Raw genomic sequence first — 19683 nt, 5'->3', positions numbered from 1 at the left:
CGGCCCCCGGTCGCCCCTGTCAGATCCCCGGTGCCGCGGTCACCACACCCGCCGCCACCGCCGCGTCCAGCGCGGCGTGGTCGGCGGCGGTCTGGCCGGCGTAGGCCGAGGCGAAGTCGGCCACGGCGTGTTCGAAGGTGTCGGTGCCGCCCAGGTACGCGGCGATGGCGACGCGGTCGCCGGAGCGGGCGTGGGCGCGGGCCAGCGCGGTGCCGCACAGGCGGCCGTAGGCGAGGAGTTCGGCCGGGCTCATGCCGGCGACGTCCGCGGAGCCCTTCATGTCGCGCAGCTGGCGCCAGTAGAAGGCGCGGCCCTGCGGTCCGGTCATCCAGCCGAGGAAGATGTCGCTCGCGGCCTGGAGCAGGCGCTGGCCGGCGACGACACGGTGACCGGGGTGGACGTACGGTCCGGTCGGCAGATGCTCCTCCAGTACGGACTTCCGCGCCTCCTTGATCTGCAGGAACAGCGGGTCGTCCTGGTCGCGGCCGGAGAGCAGCACGATGAAGCAGCGGGTGCCGACGCTGCCGACGCCCACGACCTTGCGGGCGGCGTCGACGAAGCGGTAGCGGTCGAGCAGCAGGCGGCGCTCCTCGGAGAGGGTGGAGCGGTAGTCGCTGAAGATCTTGCGTACGGCGGCCATGTCCGAGGCACCGGCCGGTTCCAGAAGGGGCGGGTCCTGGACGATACGGCGGCGGCCGTCGACGGTCTCGGTGAGCTTGCCGACGGCGTGCAGGCTGGTGCGGCGGCGGGCGCGGGTGAGGCTGGACTCGACCCGGCGGCGGTCGCGGGCGGAGCGGACCAGCGGCAGCAGGCTGTCGGCGTCGATCCGGTCGTACCAGACGGCGAGTTCGCCCTTGCGGGCCAGGGAACGCAGGGCCGTACGGTACGAGGCGGTCGCCTCCAGCGCCGCGCGGTGGGCCTTGGTGTCGCCGTGGCCGTTCTCGCGGGCGGCGACGGCGATGCTGGCGGCGAGGCGTTTGACGTCCCATTCGAAGGGGCCCGGGAATGTCTCGTCGAAGTCGTTGAGGTCGAAGAGCAGGGCACGTTCCGGGGACGCGTACAGGCCGAAGTTGAGGAGGTGCGCGTCACCGCACAGCTGCACGGTGAGTCCGGTGTGCGGCTGGGACGCGAGATCGGCGGCCATCACGGCGGCCGAGCCGCGCAGGAAGGCGAAGGGCGAGGCGACCATCCGGCCGTAGCGGATCGGGAGGAGTTCCGGGAGCCGGTCGCGGCCCTGGCGTTCCAGTACGGCGACGGGGTCGGGGCGGTCCACGGAGGGGATCCAGCCGGCGTGCGCGGACCGGGCAACGCGTTTGCGCGCGGCACGGCCACGCTCCGCTCGGTCGCCCGGTGTGGTCATGTACGCAGTGAAACCGGGTGGGCGTGGGGACGCATCGCCTGCACGGCGATCGGGTGAACGAACAGACTGTCCGCCCGCCGACCCACCCGTTTACTGTCGGTCGAGCAGTCACCCTTTCCAGCGGAGGTCCGGATGAGCAGCCCGCGCCACATCACCGCGGCCGAACGGCGGACCCGGCTCGCCCTCCGCCACCGTCTCGCCGCGAGCACCCGCGCCGGAACGCCCGAGGACGTCGCCGACTCCCTCGTCGCCCTGCACGGCTCGGACCCGGCGACGGTGTTCCTGGCCGTGGGGGCGCGGCTGGCCGACCCGACCGTCACCGTGGACGAGACCGCCCGCGCCCTGTACGAGGACCGCACCCTCCTGCGTATGCACGGCATGCGGCACACGGTGTTCGTGTTCCCCACCGCCCTGACGGCGGTCGTGCACGCGTCCACCGGACTCGCTGTTGCCGCACGTGAACGGGCCTCCCTGGTAAAGGACATGGCCAGGGCGGGGGCGCCGGACGCGGTCTGGCTGAAGGAGGTCGAGGACGCGACGCTCGCCGCGCTGGCCCGGCGCGGGCAGGCGACAGCGGCCGAACTCGCCGAGGACGAACCGAGGTTGAGGGAACAGTGGGTGTACGCGGCCGGGAAGAGCTACGAGGGCGTCCACACCTTGTCGACCCGGCTGCTGAGGGTGCTGGGGGTCGAGGGGAAGGTCGTACGGGGGCGTCCGCTCGGCGGCTGGACGTCGAGCCAGCTGCGCTGGGCGGTGGCGCCGGAACATCCCGAACTCGACGTGGCCGAGGCCCAGTCGGCCCTGCTCCGACGCTGGCTCACGACCTGCGGCCCGGCCACCGAGGCCGACCTGAAGTGGTGGACGGGGTGGAAGGTGACGGAGGTCCGCCGGGCGCTGGCCGCGATCGGCGCCGAGCCGGTGTCCCTGGACGAGGGCACGGGGTACGTCGCCGCCGGGGAACTCGATCCGCCGGCCGACCCCGCCGAACCGTGGGCCGCCCTGCTGCCCGCGCTCGATCCGACGGCGATGGGCTGGCAGCACCGGGACTGGTACCTGGCACCGGAGTTGCGCCCCGCGCTGTTCGACTACAGCGGCAACGTGGGGCCCACGGTGTGGTGGAACGGGCGGGTGGTGGGGAGTTGGGCCCAGCGGCCGGACGGCGAGATCGTGTGGCGCGTGCTCGACCGGACGGACGTCGGCCGGGAGGCGGAGGCGGCGATCGGTGAGGCGGCCGAGCGATTGCGGGGGTGGGTGGGGGCGACACGGGTGACACCGCGGTTCCGGACGCCGGTGGAGAAGGAGTTGTCGGCGTAGGGGTGCTGATATCGGGGGCACGCATTATGCAGCCCGTCCGGCGCTTGAGGACGAGGCCCCTTCTGGGCCGAAGCGGGGGCCTGGGGGCAGCAGCCCCCGGACCCCCGCACCAACACCGGTCACCCCTCAGCGCGAGTACCGCATCAGCGCCCGCACCATGTGACACGTCGTGTCCGACGGCGCGTGGACGCCGATCAGTTCGGCGGTGCTGCGGATCGTCTCGTTGCGGGCCTGGTTCGGGACGTACACGCCCGAGTCGAGCAGGGCGATGGCCAGCCGCATCGCCTTGAGGCGGCGGTTGTGCGTGACGTACCACTCCCGCGGGCGGCCGGGCGGCAGCGGCCGCTTCGCCACGGGCACGTAGGGCAGGTCGAGTTGGACGGAACGCTTCGCGGTGGACTGGGTCGGCAGCGGCTTCGGCTTCAGTGCGGCAGCGGGCACGGACATCCTCCTGTCGCGGTCAGGGCGCCGTCCGGACCCCCCGGCGACACCCTCGAACACTGCTTCTATTCTACTGCCCACCACTGACAAATGCCCTGGCCACAACGGCTGTTGAGGGCGTTGTGACGCAGGTGGAAGACGGGTTTTCGCGTACCGTGAGCCCCATGGAGATCTGGATCAACCCGGCCTGTTCCAAGTGCCGCAGCGCCGTGAGCCTGCTCGACGCCGAGGGTGCCGAGTACACCGTCCGCCGCTATCTGGAGGACGTGCCGAGCGAGGCCGAGATCAGGGACGTACTGGAACGGCTCGGGCTCGAACCGTGGGACATCACCCGCACCCAGGAGCCCGTGGCGAAGGAGCTGGGGCTCAAGGAGTGGGCGCGGGACGGCAGTTCGCGGGCGCGGTGGGTGTCGGCGCTCGCCGCGCAGCCGAAGCTGATCCAGCGGCCGATCATCACGGCGGACGACGGTACGGCGGTGGTCGCGCGCAGTGACGAGGCCGTGCGGGAGGCCCTTTCCCGGTAGCTCCCGGTGGCGGGGGCGCGACGCATGATCCACAACTCCTGTGTGGCGTACGTCACTTCAGTGACTTCTATGTCGGATGAGTTACATCGTTCGGCATCCCGTACATAGCGGCGTACGGTCGCCTACCCCACAGGAGACGCGCATGTCGCGCAGGAGAACTGCCAGCACGAAGAAGAAGCTGGCGCTGCTGGTCACCGCCGCGGCGGTCGCCGGAGGCGGGGCCTTCGCTCTCGCCACCACGTCGAACGCGTCGCAGTCGTCGGCCCAGAACGCCAAGACGCTGTCCGCCCCGAACTCGACGGTCTGCCAGGGGCTCGCCACCGCCCTCGGCAACAACCAGAGTTTCATCGCCGGCCAGAAGGCCAATCCCGACGCTCAGTCGGCGGCGCGGATCGCCAACCGCGAGGCGGTCATCGCGCAGATCAAGGTGCAGCAGAAGGCGTCCGGTTGCACGGTTGGGGAGTCGGCTCAGGGCTCCCAGGCCGCACAGCCCGCGCAGTCCGCACCCGCGGCCACGGCCACCTCCAAGGCGACCCCTCCGGCGGGCAACACCGGCAACACCGGCACGGGTGCCGCCGCGGGCAGCCAGGTGTGCAACGGCTCGACCGTCACGCTCTCCGGCGAGGCCGGTGCGCCCGCCGCCTCCAGCAACCAGTTCCCGGCGGGGACGACGCTGAAGGTCACCAACCTGGACAACAACAAGTCCACGACGGTGAAGGTGACTTCGGTCTCCGGCAGCTGTGTCCTGCTGAACAACGCCGCATTCGAACAGGTCCGTGAGCCCGGCAAGTTCCTCATCCGCCGTGCTCTGATCCAGAAGGTGGGGTGACGCTCAGGGTCCGAGAAAACCGGTGAGGTGACGGCCCAGTCGCTCAGGTGCGGACTGCGGCAGCGCGTGATGAGAAACGTTCGCGAGGATGTCGGTCTCCACGTGCGGCAGCAGACTCGCCGCCCGGGTCGCCACCAGGTGCGTGTCATAGGTCCTGCTGCTTCCGGCCAGAAGCAGCAGGACCGACGCGTTGAGCCCGCGCAGCGCGTCCGGCGCCGGGCGGGGACCGGTCACCGGTTTCGCGGACGGGAACCCCGCGCCCGCCTCCTGGAGGCGCAGCCAGTCGGGGTCCAGCGCCGCTCCCCCGGTCTCCCACTCCAGGAACGCGCGGACCCGGCGCGGGGTGGGCCGTAGCAGCATCGGCAGCGCGTGCAGCAGATACGCCGTCTCGAACCCGGCGAAGCACTGGGTCGGGTCGAGGAGGAACAGGCGGCGTATCCGGCCGGGCGCGTGCAGTGCGTAGTGCAGGGCGATCCAGCCGCCGTAGGAATGACCACCGAGGTCGGCGGCCGGAGTCACGCCCAGCCCGTCGAACACCTCGTCCAGCCAGGTCATCAGGTCGGCCACCGTGCGCGGGCGCCGGCCGGGCGCCGGGGCGCTGCGGCCGGGGAAGCCGATCAGGTCGACGGCGTGGACGCGGTGGCCGGCCCGGGCGAGTTCGCCGGCCTGGGCGTACCAGGACGCCGAGGTCGCTCCCCCGCCGCCGGGCAGCAGTACGAGCGAACGCCCGTCGGCCGGCCCGCAGACGTTGACATACGTCTCGCCGAACGGCGTCGGGACGCTCACCACCTCCCGCTCCTCGGGCCACTTCGCCATGACCTTGTCGTAGGCGGCCCCGAAGCGGTCGGGGTCGTACGTGCCGCGGATGCTCATGCCCACTCACCTCTCCCTCCCTCTGATACCCCTGCGCTAGGGCCAACCCCATCGCATACGAGCCATCAGGCCGCCTCCGTCTGCGACTGCGAACAGTGCGTCGGGCGCGGGTGGGGTGAATCGCGCCACAGCATGGCCAGGTAACACGGGGTTCACACTTGAGCAATGATCGGGAAATCGCATGTTGACAGGCTGCCCGGCATGAATCGCGGCGCTCCAGTGCCGCTGCGCCGCAGCACCCGCAAGTGCGACGAATGACCCACCCCGAAGGATGTGGCCCGTGACCTTCAAGGCTGAGTACATCTGGATCGACGGCACCCAGCCGACGGCCAAGCTCCGTTCCAAGACGAAGATTCTGGCCGACGACGCCAAGGGCGCCGAGCTCCCGATCTGGGGCTTCGACGGGTCGTCCACGAACCAGGCCGAGGGGCACTCCTCGGACCGCGTGCTCAAGCCGGTCGCCAGCTTCCCGGACCCGATCCGCGGCGGCGACGACATCCTCGTCATGTGCGAGGTCCTCGACATCGACATGACGCCGCACGAGTCCAACACGCGTGCCGCGCTCACCGAGGTCTCGGACAAGTTCGCCGCTCAGGAGCCGATCTTCGGCATCGAGCAGGAGTACACCTTCTTCGACGGCTCCCGCCCGCTGGGCTTCCCCGAGGGCGGCTTCCCGGCCCCCCAGGGCGGCTACTACTGCGGTGTCGGCGCCGACGAGATCTTCGGCCGCGAGATCGTCGAGGCCCACCTGGAGAACTGCCTCAAGGCCGGTCTCGCGATCTCCGGCATCAACGCCGAGGTCATGCCCGGCCAGTGGGAGTTCCAGGTCGGCCCGGTCTCCCCGCTGGAGGTCTCCGACCACCTGTGGATCGCCCGCTGGCTGCTCTACCGCACCGCCGAGGACTTCGGCGTCTCCGCGACCCTCGACCCCAAGCCGGTCAAGGGCGACTGGAACGGCGCCGGCGCGCACACCAACTTCTCCACCAAGGCGATGCGCGAGGGCTACGACGCGATCATCACCGCGTGCGAGTCCCTCGGCGAGGGCTCCAAGCCCCTCGACCACGTCAAGAACTACGGCGCCGGCATCGACGACCGCCTGACGGGCCTGCACGAGACCGCCCCGTGGAACGAGTACTCCTACGGCGTCTCCAACCGCGGTGCCTCGGTCCGTATCCCGTGGCAGGTCGAGAAGGACGGCAAGGGCTACATCGAGGACCGCCGTCCGAACGCCAACGTCGACCCGTACGTCGTCACCCGCCTGATCGTCGACACGTGCTGCTCCGCCCTGGAGAAGGCCGGCCAGGTCTGATCCGCCCCGCACTCGCGCGAGGGGGCGCCCACTGTCACGGTGGGCGCCCCCTCGCGTTGTCAGTGGCGCGTGCCAGTCTTGATCCATGGACATCGACGGGGGCCTCACGGGCATCGACGAGGGTCTCGACATCAAGGCCGAGACGGAGAACAGGCAGACGTACCCGCGGACTTCGGCCGTACGACTGCGGGAGCTGGTCGCGCGGATCGGGGGCGCCCACGACCGTTTCCTGATCGTGCAGCGGATACCCGACCTCCCGGACGTGTTCGCCCAGGTGTGGCACGAGAAGGGCGGCGACTACCGGCTGGAACACCGCCTGAGCGAGGCCGAGTTCTACGGCACGAACCTCACGGATCCCGTACTCGTGGCGGAGCTGCTGACCGCCTGGGCACGGCAGACGGCCGGCTGGGACGCGGGCCTCGACTGGGAGCCGGTCGACCTGGGCCCCCGCGAGGAGGTGCCCGAACTCCCGGACGAGGTGCGGGAGAAGGTCGAGGAGCGGGTCTGGACGCGGCTGCGCTGCGGCTACGACGACCGGAAGACGCTGACCGAGATCGCCGAGGACTACCTGGTCAAGGGTGACGAGCGGCCGGTCTCCCGCGCACAGGCCGCGCGGCTGGTGGACCGGCTGTGGGTGGAGCGCGTGACCGAGCAGGCGGCCTGGGAGGGCGTCACCGACCCGGAGCGGCTCACCCGCGCCTTCGAGGCGCTGGACGCGAGCGGCATCACGGCCCGGGAGAACTTCGCCTGCTGCCGGGGCTGCGGCCTCGCGGAGATAGGCGCGGAGCGGGAGGGTGCGCGTGGCTTCGTCTTCTTCCATCAGCAGGTCACCGAGCACGCCGCCGAGGGGCACGGACTCGCTCTGCACTACGGCGGGTTCGACGGCTCGGCCGAGACCGCCACGGCCGTCGGGCACGAGGTGCTGGCCGCGCTCCGGGCCGCCGGGCTGTCCGCCGGCTGGGACGGCGATCCGGACAAGGCGATCGACGTCGAGCCGCTGACCTGGCACAGACGGCTGGTGGGATGAGGGGTCGGACGTCAATTTCCCGCCAAGGGGGCGTCCAAGCTGTGAGAGGAGGGTCCTGTTGCGGGCGTGTGTCTGCTTCAATGGGCCCATGGGCAACTACCAGAAGTGCGGAGCGACGGGTCGCCATGACCTGGAGCCCTTCTGGCCTTCCCGTCAGCACCATGACTTCGACCGGGTGTGTTGTCGCGCGATGAACGCGCCGGCCCTCTAAAGCCGTACACCCTCGGCCTCCGGCCTGCGCGACTCGATGTACGTCCCTCGACGAACCTCTCGCGCGAAAGAGCTGACCTCTCATGGCGATCATCCGTTCACTGCCCTCCGCCACCCTCGACGCCCCGGCGCACTCCCCCGCCCCGAGCGGCGCGCGGAATCATCTGCGTGCCGTCGACCGGGACGAGGTGATCGACGTCGCGGAGTTCCTGCCGCCGGGTGCCACCTGGCTGCCGGCGCCGCCGCACACGCTGCCCACCCTGCCGGGGCAGCCGCCGATGGTCGGGTACCTCGTCCTCATCCCGGCCGACAGCCCGCATCTCGCCCGGACCGGACACCCCGACGTGCTGCCCGACGGCGGGCCCGGCATCACCGCCCGCCTCAGCGCCGACGCCGAACCGCTCGTCCGCATCGACACCGTGCAGCGCACCGCGCAGCTCAAGGGCGAGGAACTCGACCTCACCTACCTGGAGTTCGAACTCCTCGCCCACCTGGTGGCCCACCCCAACCGGGTGCACACCCGCGACCAGCTGGTCACCACGGTGTGGGGCTACGGGCATGTGGGCGACGGCCGTACCGTCGACGTCCACATCGCCCGGCTGCGCCGCAAGCTGGGCGTCGAGCACCGCAAGGCGATCCAGACGGTGCGCCGGGTCGGGTACAAGTACACGCCGCCGACCGCGCGTTGATCATCTGCTGACGGCAGATTCGCGTTCCGTTCCGCGGGCCGCGCGGGCAGAGTCGTCGACATGAGACTTCTGGTGCTGGGCGGTACGGAGTTCGCGGGACGGGCCGTCGTGGAGGCGGCCCTCGGGCGGGGCTGGGAGGTGACCGTCCTCAACCGGGGACGGCACGAGGCCCTGCCCGGGGTACGGGCGCTGCGGGGTGACCGCACCGCGCCCGGTGGGCTCGACGCGCTGGCCGGGGGCGAGTGGGACGCCGTTGTCGACACCTGGTCGGCGGCGCCCCGCGCGGTCCACGACGCTGCGCGGCTGCTCGCCGGGCGGGTGGGCCGGTATGTGTACGTGTCGAGCCGCTCGGTGTACGAGTGGGCGCCGCCCGCCGGGTACACCGAGGACGCGCCCGTCGTCGAGGGCGCCGAGGCCGACGCCGACAAGACGGACTACGCGCGCGACAAGCGGGGCGGGGAGCTGGCCGCGCTCGATGCGTTCGGGGCGGAGCGGTCGGTGCTCGTGCGGGCGGGGCTGATTCTCGGGCCGTACGAGAACATCGGGCGGCTGCCGTGGTGGCTGACCCGGGTCGCGCGCGGTGGGCCGGTGTTGGCGCCGGGACCGCGGGATCTCGCGCTCCAGTACGTGGATGTGCGGGACCTCGCGGAGTGGGTGCTCGGTTCTGTGGAGCGGGAGTTGAGCGGGGCGTACAACCTGACCTCTCCGCGGGGGCACGCGACGATGGGGTCGTTGTTGGACGCGTGTGTGCGGGTCACCGGTGGGCCGGCCGAGCTGCGGTGGACCTCTGCGGATGTCGTGCTCGGGGCGGGCATCGAGCCGTGGACCCAGTTGCCGGTGTGGATTCCGGCCGGGAGTGAGGGGTACGACGCGTTGCACTGTGCGGATGTGTCCCGGGCGGTGGCGACTGGGCTGAGCTGTCGTCCTGTGGAGGAGACGGTGGCTGATACGTGGGGGTGGTTGCAGGGCATCGGGGGTTCCGCACCTCAGCGGCCGGATCGGCCGACGGTGGGGCTCGACCCTGTTGTGGAAGCGAAGGTGCTTGGGGTGCCGTTGTAGGGGTGATTTGTCGGCTGCGGGTGCGTGGGAGCTGGTCGGGCAGTTCCCCGCGCCCCTAAAGGCAAAAGCCGCAGGGAACCGGTGTCGGTAGCGACACCCCCATCACGGTGCGCGGGCCCCGTGACCTTGTCGCCGCGCTCCGTGAGACTGGGCCCATGGACACGAACAGGGCCCGTACAGTCGTCATGGCCGGGCTGCGCGGGCTCGCGCTCGCTCTCATCTCCCTCTACGGGTCGCTCGTCCTCTTCGTTCTCACGCTCGTCTCCCTCCTGCTCGTCCCTGTGGGGATCGGGCTGATCACCACGCCCTGGGTGCTGGCCGGGGTGCGGGCGCACGCGAATCGGCGGCGGCTGTTCGCCGTGGAGTGGTGCGGGGTGCGGATTCCGGTGGAGCCGAGCGGGGCGAAGTCCTGGAAAGTCACCTTCCGGTTGCTCGGCTGGCTGTTCGTCGACATGACCGCCGGATTCGTCACCGCGCTGGTGCCGGCCGCCCTCGTGTTCTATCCGCTGGAGGGGTTCGCACTGGCCCTCGGGCTGTGGCGGGTGTTCACGGACGGGACGTACGTGGGGTGGTGGTACGGGTTCGTGCCGGTGAGTGGGCAGGGCAGTGCGCTGCTCGCGGGGCTGCTGGGTGTCGCGCTGCTCGTCGCTTCCTACTTCCTCACGCCCGCCCTGCTGCGGGTCCATTTCCTGCTGACGCGGGCCGTGCTAGCTCCGGGGCAAGGTGAACTCGCCGAGCGGGTGCGGGTGTTGACCGAGACGCGGCGGGACGCGGTGGACTCCTCGGCGGCCGAGCTGCGGCGGATCGAGCGCGATCTGCACGACGGTGCGCAGGCCCGGCTGGTGGCCATGGGGATGGATCTCGGGACCGTCGAGGCGCTCATCGAGAAGAATCCGGCGAAGGCCAAGGAGCTGCTGGCCCGGGCGCGTCAGTCCTCCGCCGAGGCGCTGGGCGAGCTGCGCGACCTCGTGCGCGGTATCCATCCGCCGGTGCTGGCGGAGCGTGGACTCGGCGATGCCGTAAGGGCGTTGGCGCTGCGGATGCCGGTGCCGACGGAGGTGGGCGTGGACATCGGGGGCGGGCGGGCGGACGCGCCGGTCGAGTCGGCCGCGTACTTCGCGGTGAGTGAGGTGCTGACCAATGCGGTGAAGCATTCGGGGGCCGACCGGATCTGGGTCGATCTCCAGCACGCGGAGGGGGTGCTGCGGATCTCCGTCACCGACAACGGTGGGGGTGGTGCCGTGGTCGGGGCGGGGTCGGGACTCTCCGGAGTCGGGCGGCGACTCGGTACATTCGACGGCGTCCTGGCCGTCAGCAGCCCCGCGGGCGGTCCCACCGTGGTGACCATGGAGATTCCGTGCGTGTTGTCCTAGCCGAAGACCTGTTCCTGCTGCGGGACGGTCTGGTGCGGCTGTTGGAGGCCTACGACTTCGAGATCGCCGCCGCTGTGGAGAGCGGGCCCGAACTCACCAGGGCGCTGGCCGAGTTGGCGCCGGACGTGGCCGTGGTCGACGTACGGCTGCCGCCCACGCACACCGACGAGGGGCTGCAGTGCGCGTTGCGGGCGCGGCGGGAGCGGCCCGGGTTTCCGGTGCTGGTGCTGTCGCAGCACGTGGAGCAGTTGTACGCGCGGGAGTTGCTCGCCGACGGGAGTGGCGGGGTGGGCTATCTGCTGAAGGACCGGGTGTTCGACGCGGAGCAGTTCGTGGACGCCGTACGGCGGGTGGCCGGAGGCGGGACGGTGATGGATCCGCAGGTGATTCAGCAGTTGCTGGCGCGGCGGGCGGCCGACGACCGGCCGCTGGGGCGGCTCACGCCCCGGGAGGTCGAGGTCCTCGAACTGATGGCGCAGGGGCGGTCGAACGCGGCGATCGCGGGGCAACTCGTCGTGACGGAACGGGCGATCGGAAAGCACACGTCCAATATTTTCGCCAAACTGGGGCTGGAAGTCTCGGACGACGACAATCGTCGTGTGCTGGCGGTATTGGCCTATTTGGACCAGGGACGCTGAGCACTAGCTGTGAGTCGATCACAACTGCCGGTGTTTAACGGCCAGTTGAGAGGGGACTTACCCAGGAACCTCTCATCAATTTATGAGACGGCTGAACACTCCTGGGACCTCCTGCGTATCTGAGGGAGCCGCTTCACTCCTGTCGGGCGCCTCGCTGCCCCGCAAGGAAGTCAGAGGAGTTCCATGGGACGCAATGATCGTAAACGCCGTACGCCGATGGCCACCAAGGCCATTGCCGCCTCGGCTGCCCTAGCGCTCGGTGGGGCCGGGCTGCTCTGGGCGCAGATGAACGCTTCGGCTCACGAGTCCAACTCGTCGGGCCAGAACACGACGAAGGCCGCTGCGGCGAGTGCTGTCGCGACGATCGCCTGCCCGGACGTCGGCCAGCAGCTGACGAACGTGCCGCAGAAGGCCAGCCAGGGCGTCGCCACCGAGTTGGCGAACCTTGACAAGCAGATCACCGAGGCCTACGCCCGGCTCGCCTCGACGCGCCAGGCACAGGCCAACGACCCGAACTTCGTGCAGAACGCGATCGTCGGCCCCCTCAAGGAGAAGCGGGCCGCGACGATCGACCGTATCCGCATCGACATCCAGCGAGTGGGCGGCAGTGTCAACGCGGCTGCACTGAAGCAACTCGCCGCCTGTACGACGCAGACCGCCAACAACACCACCGCCGGTGGCCAGAACAACAACGGCGGGCAGAACAACAACAACGGCGGGCAGAACAACAACGGCAACACCGCCGCCCCGAGTGCCAGCGCCAGCGCCAGCGCTTCCGCGCCCGCCGCCAACAACGGTGGCCAGGCAGGCAACGGCCCGACGGCCGCGGACTTCGTGGACATCACGAAGGTCGCGAACAACGTGCTGGCGAAGCCCCAGAACCAGGCTCAGGCCTCGACGGGTTCCTTCACCACCAAGTGCGGTGTCAACGCCAACAAGAACCACAACACCGACAACGTCATCGTGGCGCCCGGTGTGACCAACGGCGCGCACCACGAGCACGACTACGTCGGCAACCAGAAGGTCAACGCGTTCTCCACGAACGACTCGCTGCTGGCCGCCCCCTCCAGCTGCCAGAACCAGAGTGACCTCTCTTCGTACTACTGGCCGGTCGTGCGTGTGCAGGACGGCTCGCAGGAGTTCGACGCCAACGCGCTCGGCGGTGGCAAGGAAGGCAACGTCGGCAAGATCCTGACCCCGCAGTCGGCGCAGATCAAGTACGTCGGCTCGCCGGCCAGCAAGGTCGTCGCGATGCCGCAGTTCCTGCGCATCATCACCGGTGACGCCAAGACCCTCACCAACGGTCTGGCCAACGCCAACGCGCACTGGAGCTGCACCGGCTTCGAGAACAAGGTCCAGCTGACGGAGCAGTACCCGATCTGCCCGCAGGGCAGCAACGTGGTCCGCACCTTCGCCTTCCAGAGCTGCTGGGACGGCGTGAACATCGACAGCGCCAACCACCGTACGCACGTGGCCTTCGCGGACCCGGCGAGCGGTGTCTGCGGGAACGGCTTCAAGGCCATCCCCCAGCTGACGATGCGCCTGGTCTACAAGATCACGCCCCCCACCATCCAGGCGGACGGCACCGTGAAGAACGCCTACGCGGTGGACGGCTTCCCGGAGCAGCTGCACAAGGCGTCGACCGACCACGACGACTTCATCAGCGTCACCAAGAACAACCTGGCGGCGAAGATCGCCAACTGCGTCAACACCGGCAAGAAGTGCCAGTGAGCAGGTAGCCAGTAGGTAGTACGAAAGCGGGCGGTGGGATTCTCCCACCGCCCGCTTTCGTGTGTCCGTACCAGGAGTTCGGTACGAGGGGTTCAGCTGGTGTGCTTCGAGTGGTCGGTGCCGATCTCCTCGTCGCCGCCGAGCGTCGTCTGCAGCTTCTTGACGATCTTGTCGGTGCCGACGGCGACCCACTTGCGGCCGACGAGGTAGAAACCGCCGTAGTCCTTGGCGTCGTTGATCCACTCGCGCTGGCCGCGGTCGGTGGCGAAGGTCGCGAGGACGAACTTGCCGTAGCTCATCTTGCAGATGGCCTGGCGGAGTTCGTCGGCGTCGGTCTGGAGGTCGGGCGTGCACTTCACCTTGGCCGCCAGGCTCTCCAGGCTGCCGGTGGCCGCCGTCGGTACGGTCGCGGCCTTGGTGTCGGCGCCGCAGCCCACCAGCGCCAGCGCCGCCGTGGCGCCGGCCACCGCGAGCATCGGTCGGGTCAGCCTCATCTGTCGTTCCTCCGGTAGTCCGGTCAGCAGCATGCCGCAGACGGCCCCGACGAGGGGCCTTCTCCTTCGATACGGACACAACGGGCCCCGCACTCAAATCCTTGGGCCCCGGCTGGACGCGTGTGCGAAGGTGGCGCCCGTGAACAAAGACTGGGAAGACCGTACGGCCGCCGCCTGGGCGACCTTCGACGACTATCCGGAGGAGCGGGCCGCCGACTTCCGTGCGCTGATCGACGCGCTCGTCGCCGAACTCCCGGACGGCAGCCCGTTCGGACCCTTCGAGCGGGCCTGTGCCTGGGACTCGACCGGCCACTCGGACCAGGCGGTTCCGTTGTACCGGGAGGCGCTGGCACGCGGGCTGGACGGTTACAAGGGGCGTCGCGCGAAGATCCAACTCTCCAGTTCGCTGCGGAACATCGGCCAGGCGGAGGAGGGCGTCAAGCTGCTCACGCCCGAACTCGACGGTCCCTCCGACGAGTTGGACGACGCGGTACGCGCCTGCCTCGCGCTGTGTCTGTCCAGCCTCGGCCGCGACCGTGAGGGCCTGTCCCTCGTACTGGGCGCCCTCGCGCCCCATCTGCCGCGCTACCAGCGGTCGATGGCGAACTACGCGCGGGCACTGGTGGATCCCACCGGCTGAACCGCCTGAGTCGCCCGGGTGGCGGTGACCAACTCACGATTCGCTCGTTTTGCTGAACGTGCAGTCACAGGATGTCGCCAAGCGCCCCGCAGCTTCACCCACCGCCCCGGTCGTCGATGTCGAACAGGCCGAGGCCGCGCTCGTCGAGCACTATCCACGGCTCGTCCGGCTCGCCTATCTGGTGCTCCCCCCGAGCCTCGGCCGCAACCGGCGCGTCCTGACCGCGCACGCCCTCACCCAGCGCGCCCTGCCCAGGGGCCGCGCCTCGGCGTCCGCGATCCCGGCCCAGTCGACAGGCCGGGACGGCGACCCGGGCTACGCGTTCGTCCGCCTCCAGGTCGTGCGTACGGCACTGGAGGCGGGCCTCCCGCTGTCGTTCCGGGCGTGGCCCAAGCGCTCCCAACTCCCGCCGCTGCTCCCCCAGGTGTGGGGCCTGCGGCTCTTCCCCCGCTCGGGCGGCGCCGACGAACTCGCCCTGGACCAGCGGCTGTCGGCCCTGTCGGGACCGGCCCGCGCGGTGTACGCGCTGCGCGGCCTGGAGAAGCTGCCCGACGGCGACGTGCGCCGGGTGCTCGCGGCGGCCGGAGTCGACGAGGTGGACGCGGCGCTGCGCGAGGCCGACGAGGCGCCCGCGCAGTACGAGTTGCTGAACTCCCCCGAGTTCGACCCCTGTTCGCTGCACGCCCGGCCCACCGATCTGATGCGCCGCCGTCAGCACGGCAAGGCCGCGCTCGCCGCCGCGGCGGCTGTCGCCGTGTGCGGCGCGCTGCTCGCGCTGCCCGACGGCGGCTGGGGCCCGGACGGCGCCGCCGCACCCGCCTACGCGGAGAACCCGGCGGCCCAAGCCGCCCTGAATCCCGGCAAGTTGACCCGGATCGCGCCCACCGCGTGGGAGCTCTCCACACGCAAGGACTTCTCCGTCTGGCCCGCCCGCGGCGACCTCACCGAGAACACCGCCCTGCTGCGCCGCGCCCTCGCCGTCTGGGCCCGCCCCGGCGAGTCCGTCCAGGTCTCGGCGACCGCCGGCACCCCCTCCGGCGGCCCGGCGGGACCGCCCCAACTCCTGTACGCGGGAACGGTCGACAACGCCCGCGTGGTGATCCTCTACGACGGTCTGCGCATCGCCCGCTACGCCGAACCGAAGGACGGCACCAAGGGCGCCGCGCTGGACTTCGCGCGGGTCGACGGCGCGACCGGCACCGAGGCCGACGCGGTGGTCCTGGACCGGGCCGACGGCAACGTCCGCTATCTGACCGCCCCTTGGGTGAAGAAGGTCGCCGAGCGGGACCTGCTGAAGCCGAGCGCGGGCGCCCTGCCCATGACCCTCACCGACGGCATCACCTCGCCGCTCGCGTCCCCCGCCCAGCAGACCGGCGCGTGCACGTCGTGGAATGTGCTCCAGCTGACCGACGACACCGGCACCCGCCTGATGAGCGACCTCGGCGAGCTGGTCCCGGCACACCTCACCGCCGGGCGGCCCGGCGCGGCCCACGAGGTGTCCGGCGCGGAGACCCAGCGCGCCTGGGCGCCCTTCGCCTGCTCCCTCGGCGCGATGCGCTCGCTCGGCGTACGGTCCGTGAACGCCTGGCAGTACGCCGCCCAGCCGCTGCCCGACGCGAGCGGCACGGCGGTCTGGGTGTGCACCCGGGCCGAGACCTGGCAGGGCGGCGGCGAACGGGTGCTGGCGCAGTTCCACACCCCGGGCGGGACGTACGGCGCGGTCGCCGCGAAGGCGCAGGACGTGGCGGCGTGCGGGGCGCGCGACCCCCAGGTGCTGGCCGGGGTGCTGTGGAAGTCGGCGGCGGGCAGCTGGTATCTGCTGGCCGCCGGCGGCAAGGACACCAAGTCGATCAGGGCGACGGGCGGGGTGACCGGCTCGGCGCAGGGCGGCCTGCTGGCCGTGAAGACCAAGCAGGGCGTCCAGGCCGAGCTGAACGGCACGCTGGCCGACGGCAGGACGATCACCGGCCTCCGTTAGGCGCTCACCGAAGGCCCTAGCTGACACTCACGTCAACAAGTCCCCGCACAAGGGTTCCCCCCGGACTTACCCGTCAGTACATTGACGCCATGTCCAACAAGCAGCCGCTCAAGGCCCGAAAGGTGTCCTTCTCGTGGGAGGGCACCCCGCTGCACTGGGTGCCCGGCGATCCGTTCACGACGCACACCATCAACGTGCTGCATCTGCTGCTGCCCGCCGGGGAGCGGTGGTTCGTGCACGTCTACAAGCAGGTGCTGCCCCTCATCCGGGACGAGCGGCTGCGCGAGGACGTGATCGGGTTCATCGGCCAGGAGGCGATGCACTCCCAGGCCCACGACGAAGTCCTCCCGCATCTACGGGAGTTGGGCCTCGACCCGACGCCGTACACCGCGCAGGTCGACTGGTTCTTCGAGAAGCTGCTCGGCGACCGCACCCTGCCCCCGGGCCGGGCCCGCAAGTGGTGGCTGCTGGAGCGGGTCGCGATCATCGCGGCCATCGAGCACTACACCGCGTTCCTCGGCAACTGGGTGCTGAACGCCGAGGAGTTGGACCGCCGGGGCGCCGATCCGACCATGCTGGACCTGCTGCGCTGGCACGGCGCCGAGGAGGTCGAGCACCGGTCCGTCGCCTTCGATCTCTTCATGCACGTCGACGGCAACTACCGGCGGCGCGCCCGCACCTGGGCCACCGCGTTCGCCGCGCTGATGTTCCTGTGGCAGCGCGGGTCCCGCTTCTTCATGGCGAACGACCCGACCCTCGTCGACCGCCGCGCGAGCTTCAAGGACTTCTACGTCGCCGGTCGGCGCGGCACCCTGCCAGCCACCGGCGACATGCTCAGGTCCATACCCCGCTATCTGAGCCGCGCCTACCACCCCTCCCAGGAGGGCAGCACCGAGCAGGCCGTCGCCTATCTGGCCTCCTCGCCCGCGGCACTGGCCGCCGAGAAGAGGGCGGAGTAGTGCCGAAGCCGCTCACGGTCGCGGTGCTGGCCGGTGCCGCGCTGCTGACCCGGCGCGCGCTGCGGCGCCGGGTGCGGGTCTCACCGCTGTGGCCACTGCCCGCCCTGGACCCGCCGACCTCCGGCCGACCGCGCACCCGGGCACTGCGGCTGCGGGTCGCCGCGAAGGAGACGGTCGCCGAGGGCGTCGTACAACTGCGCCTGGAGGGAAGGGACTTGCCGGGCTGGGAACCGGGGGCGCACATCGATCTGGTGCTGCCTTCGGGGCTGGTGCGGCAGTACTCGCTGTGCGGGGATCCGGCGGACACCTCGTCGTACACGGTCGCCACGCGGCTGGTCGAGGACGGGCGGGGCGGGTCGCGCGAGGTGCACGAACAGGTTCGGGTGGGTACGGAGTTGGAGGTGCGGGGGCCGCGTAATCGGTTCCCGCTCGTCGCTGCGCCCACGTATGTCTTCGTGGCCGGCGGCATCGGGATCACGCCCATTCTGTCGATGCTGCGGGCGCTGCCGGAGGGCGCCGACTGGCGGCTGCTGTACGCCGGTCGGACGCGGGAGTCGATGCCGTTCCTGGCGGAGATCGAGGAGTTCGGCGCGGAACGGGTGACGGTCGTGGCCGGACTGCCGGATCTGGACCGGGAGTTGGCGAACGTACCGGAGGGTGCCGTCGTCTACTGCTGTGGGCCGGAGGGGCTCATGGCGGCCGTCGAGGTGCGCTTCCCGGACGTGCGTCTGGAGCGCTTCGCTCCCCGGACCTCGTCCATGGGCGAAGCCTTCGAACTCGAACTCCGGCGCAGCGGACGGACGTTGACCGTACCGGCCGACTCCACGGTGCTCGCCGCCGTCCGTGCGGAGCTGCCGAACACCCTCTACTCCTGCGAGCAGGGATTCTGCGGAACCTGTCAACAGCGAGTACTGGAAGGGGAAGTTGAGCACCGGGACGAGTTGCTGACGGACGCGGAGCGGGCCGACTCGATGCTGATCTGCGTGTCCCGGGCCCGAAGTGTGCGTCTGGTGTTGGATCTGTGATGGGGTGATGTGAACAACCCTGGTCGGTCCGGTCCGTTCGGGGCCGGATCAGATCGGTAAGGTGTTCGCATGAGTACCGGGGTTCGCCGCAGGATGGGAGTCGAGGAACGGCGGCAGCAGTTGATCGGCGTCGCTCTCGACCTGTTCAGCCATCGCTCGCCCGACGAGGTCTCCATCGACGAGATAGCCGCAGCCGCGGGCATCTCGCGACCGCTCGTCTACCACTACTTCCCCGGCAAACTCAGCCTGTACGAGGCCGCGTTGCAGCGCGCCTCGGACGATCTCGCCGGGCGGTTCGTGGTCCCCGAGGAGGGCTCGCTGGGGGGACGGCTGCTGCGGGTGATGGGCCGGTTCTTCGACTTCGTGGACGACCACGGACCCGGTTTCGCGGCGCTGATGCGCGGCGGTCCGGCGGTCGGCTCGTCCACCACCAACGCGCTCGTGGACGGGGTACGGCAGGCCGCGTACCTCCAGATCCTCTCCCACATGAAGGTCGAACAGCCGCCCGCCCGGCTGGAGTTGATGATCCGCTCATGGATATCGCTGGTCGAGTCGACGGCACTGATCTGGCTGGACGGCCGGCGTATCCCGCGCGCCGATCTGGAACGCCAACTCGTGCACGACTTCGGGGCGTTGGCGGCGGTGAGCGCGGCCTACGACGACGAACTGGCCGCACTGCTGCGCGAGTCCCTCCGGAACGAGCCGGGCGACGGGCCGTTCACCGACCTCGTCGTCCGGCTCATCGCCCTGGCGTCGTAGGAGACAGGCAGCGGTCTAGCGCTCGAACTTCCGGTAGGACGCGTCGAGTTCGCGTACCTCGGCGGAGGCGTGCAGCACGGAGCCGTCCTCGTCGATGTACTCGCGGAGGAGTCCCAGGACCTTTTCGGTCAGCTTGGCCTTGGTCTCCTCGGTGCGGCCGGCGAGCAGGCCGAGGGTGACATGGACGACGGTGTGTCCCAGCTCGTCGAGACCCTCGTATCCGAAGGCCGTGTACTCGGCCGGGCGGAACTGGGTCTTGCACGCCTCCGGCTTGGCCGCGGCGATCTCGACCACCGCTTCGTGCAGCGCACGGGCGAAACCGTCCTGGTCGAAGGAGATCGTGTGGGAGTGGTCGACGGTGATCTGCGGCATGGGATTCCCCTGTTGTTCTAGCCAATGACGGGCTCACCCTAGGGCCTGTCCGGCCGATCATGCCGCAGACGCGGGATCT

General features: G+C 70.5%; 20 protein-coding genes. 15 read left to right on the top strand and 5 right to left on the bottom strand.

The features are described 5' to 3' along the window. Positions 1-19 precede the first annotated feature (19 nt). Positions 20-1360 carry a DUF2252 domain-containing protein gene (locus tag ACIBJH_RS12745; protein ID WP_399116845.1) on the bottom strand — a complete coding sequence of 447 codons (1341 nt, stop codon included), beginning with the start codon at positions 1358-1360 and terminating at the stop codon, positions 20-22. A gap of 132 nt (positions 1361-1492) precedes the next feature. Here ACIBJH_RS12745 and ACIBJH_RS12740 point away from each other — a divergent pair, with 132 nt between their 5' ends. Then, positions 1493-2674 (top strand): winged helix DNA-binding domain-containing protein, encoded by a 1182-nt coding sequence (locus ACIBJH_RS12740; protein ID WP_399116844.1) that lies wholly within the window; start codon positions 1493-1495, stop codon positions 2672-2674. Positions 2675-2800: 126 nt separating this feature from the next. Here the strand turns inward: ACIBJH_RS12740 and ACIBJH_RS12735 are convergent, their stop codons facing one another. Continuing rightward, positions 2801-3115, bottom strand: coding sequence for a hypothetical protein (locus tag ACIBJH_RS12735; RefSeq protein WP_200716533.1), 315 nt, complete (start codon positions 3113-3115; stop codon positions 2801-2803). 164 nt (positions 3116-3279) lie between these two features. On the opposite strand from ACIBJH_RS12735, the gene ACIBJH_RS12730 reads away from it, so the two are divergent. Beyond that, entirely contained in the window at positions 3280-3639 is a 360-nt protein-coding gene (locus ACIBJH_RS12730) for an arsenate reductase family protein (RefSeq protein WP_399116843.1), read from the top strand. Positions 3640-3781: 142 nt separating this feature from the next. Then, positions 3782-4468 carry a hypothetical protein gene (locus tag ACIBJH_RS12725; protein WP_200716531.1) on the top strand — a complete coding sequence of 229 codons (687 nt, stop codon included), beginning with the start codon at positions 3782-3784 and terminating at the stop codon, positions 4466-4468. Positions 4469-4471: 3 nt separating this feature from the next. Here ACIBJH_RS12725 and ACIBJH_RS12720 read toward each other — a convergent pair whose 3' ends face one another. Continuing rightward, entirely contained in the window at positions 4472-5341 is an 870-nt protein-coding gene (locus ACIBJH_RS12720; RefSeq protein ID WP_399116842.1) for an alpha/beta fold hydrolase, read from the bottom strand. A 280-nt stretch (positions 5342-5621) separates the two neighbouring features. On the opposite strand from ACIBJH_RS12720, the gene glnII reads away from it, so the two are divergent. The 7 genes from glnII (at position 5622) to ACIBJH_RS12685 (ending at position 13377) form a co-directional block, all read left to right on the top strand. Next, entirely contained in the window at positions 5622-6650 is a 1029-nt protein-coding gene (glnII, locus tag ACIBJH_RS12715) for a glutamine synthetase (protein ID WP_399116841.1), read from the top strand. An 85-nt stretch (positions 6651-6735) separates the two neighbouring features. Further along, positions 6736-7677 (top strand): DUF6891 domain-containing protein, encoded by a 942-nt coding sequence (locus ACIBJH_RS12710; protein WP_399116840.1) that lies wholly within the window; start codon positions 6736-6738, stop codon positions 7675-7677. A gap of 293 nt (positions 7678-7970) precedes the next feature. Further along, positions 7971-8576, top strand: a complete 606-nt coding sequence (locus ACIBJH_RS12705; protein WP_399116839.1) for a winged helix-turn-helix domain-containing protein — start codon at positions 7971-7973, stop codon at positions 8574-8576. 60 nt (positions 8577-8636) lie between these two features. Beyond that, positions 8637-9635, top strand: coding sequence for an NAD-dependent epimerase/dehydratase family protein (locus ACIBJH_RS12700; protein WP_399116838.1), 999 nt, complete (start codon positions 8637-8639; stop codon positions 9633-9635). A gap of 155 nt (positions 9636-9790) precedes the next feature. Continuing rightward, positions 9791-11008: a sensor histidine kinase gene (locus tag ACIBJH_RS12695; RefSeq protein ID WP_399116837.1), complete on the top strand. Its 1218-nt coding sequence runs from the start codon at positions 9791-9793 to the stop codon at positions 11006-11008. Continuing rightward, complete coding sequence (locus tag ACIBJH_RS12690; protein WP_200711641.1) at positions 10993-11646, top strand: response regulator transcription factor; 654 nt, start codon at positions 10993-10995, stop codon at positions 11644-11646. The genes ACIBJH_RS12695 and ACIBJH_RS12690 overlap by 16 nt, the downstream gene beginning before the upstream one ends. A 183-nt stretch (positions 11647-11829) precedes the next feature. Then, positions 11830-13377, top strand: coding sequence for a DUF1996 domain-containing protein (locus ACIBJH_RS12685; RefSeq protein ID WP_399116836.1), 1548 nt, complete (start codon positions 11830-11832; stop codon positions 13375-13377). A 92-nt stretch (positions 13378-13469) separates the two neighbouring features. Here the strand turns inward: ACIBJH_RS12685 and ACIBJH_RS12680 are convergent, their stop codons facing one another. Beyond that, positions 13470-13871 carry a hypothetical protein gene (locus ACIBJH_RS12680; protein ID WP_399116835.1) on the bottom strand — a complete coding sequence of 134 codons (402 nt, stop codon included), beginning with the start codon at positions 13869-13871 and terminating at the stop codon, positions 13470-13472. A 139-nt stretch (positions 13872-14010) separates the two neighbouring features. Between ACIBJH_RS12680 and ACIBJH_RS12675 the strand changes: the two genes are divergently transcribed. The 5 genes from ACIBJH_RS12675 (at position 14011) to ACIBJH_RS12655 (ending at position 19232) form a co-directional block, all read left to right on the top strand. Beyond that, complete coding sequence (locus ACIBJH_RS12675) at positions 14011-14511, top strand: tetratricopeptide repeat protein (protein ID WP_399116834.1); 501 nt, start codon at positions 14011-14013, stop codon at positions 14509-14511. 58 nt (positions 14512-14569) lie between these two features. Next, positions 14570-16489 carry a hypothetical protein gene (locus ACIBJH_RS12670; RefSeq protein WP_399116833.1) on the top strand — a complete coding sequence of 640 codons (1920 nt, stop codon included), beginning with the start codon at positions 14570-14572 and terminating at the stop codon, positions 16487-16489. Between the two features lie 89 nt (positions 16490-16578). Further along, positions 16579-17448, top strand: a complete 870-nt coding sequence (locus ACIBJH_RS12665) for a metal-dependent hydrolase (protein WP_399116832.1) — start codon at positions 16579-16581, stop codon at positions 17446-17448. Then, positions 17448-18473: a PDR/VanB family oxidoreductase gene (locus ACIBJH_RS12660; protein WP_399116831.1), complete on the top strand. Its 1026-nt coding sequence runs from the start codon at positions 17448-17450 to the stop codon at positions 18471-18473. The genes ACIBJH_RS12665 and ACIBJH_RS12660 overlap by 1 nt, the downstream gene beginning before the upstream one ends. A gap of 69 nt (positions 18474-18542) precedes the next feature. Then, on the top strand, positions 18543-19232 hold the full coding sequence (locus ACIBJH_RS12655) for a TetR/AcrR family transcriptional regulator (protein ID WP_399116830.1): 690 nt from the start codon (positions 18543-18545) through the stop codon (positions 19230-19232). 15 nt (positions 19233-19247) lie between these two features. Here the strand turns inward: ACIBJH_RS12655 and ACIBJH_RS12650 are convergent, their stop codons facing one another. Continuing rightward, complete coding sequence (locus ACIBJH_RS12650) at positions 19248-19604, bottom strand: 5-carboxymethyl-2-hydroxymuconate Delta-isomerase (RefSeq protein WP_399116829.1); 357 nt, start codon at positions 19602-19604, stop codon at positions 19248-19250. Positions 19605-19683: the final 79 nt, after the last annotated feature.

Origin of the sequence: Streptomyces sp. NPDC050548, from assembly GCF_044457385.1 — a bacterium.
In the GTDB taxonomy this organism is placed as follows: domain Bacteria; phylum Actinomycetota; class Actinomycetes; order Streptomycetales; family Streptomycetaceae; genus Streptomyces.
This window is presented reverse-complemented; position numbering and strand designations above follow the sequence as displayed.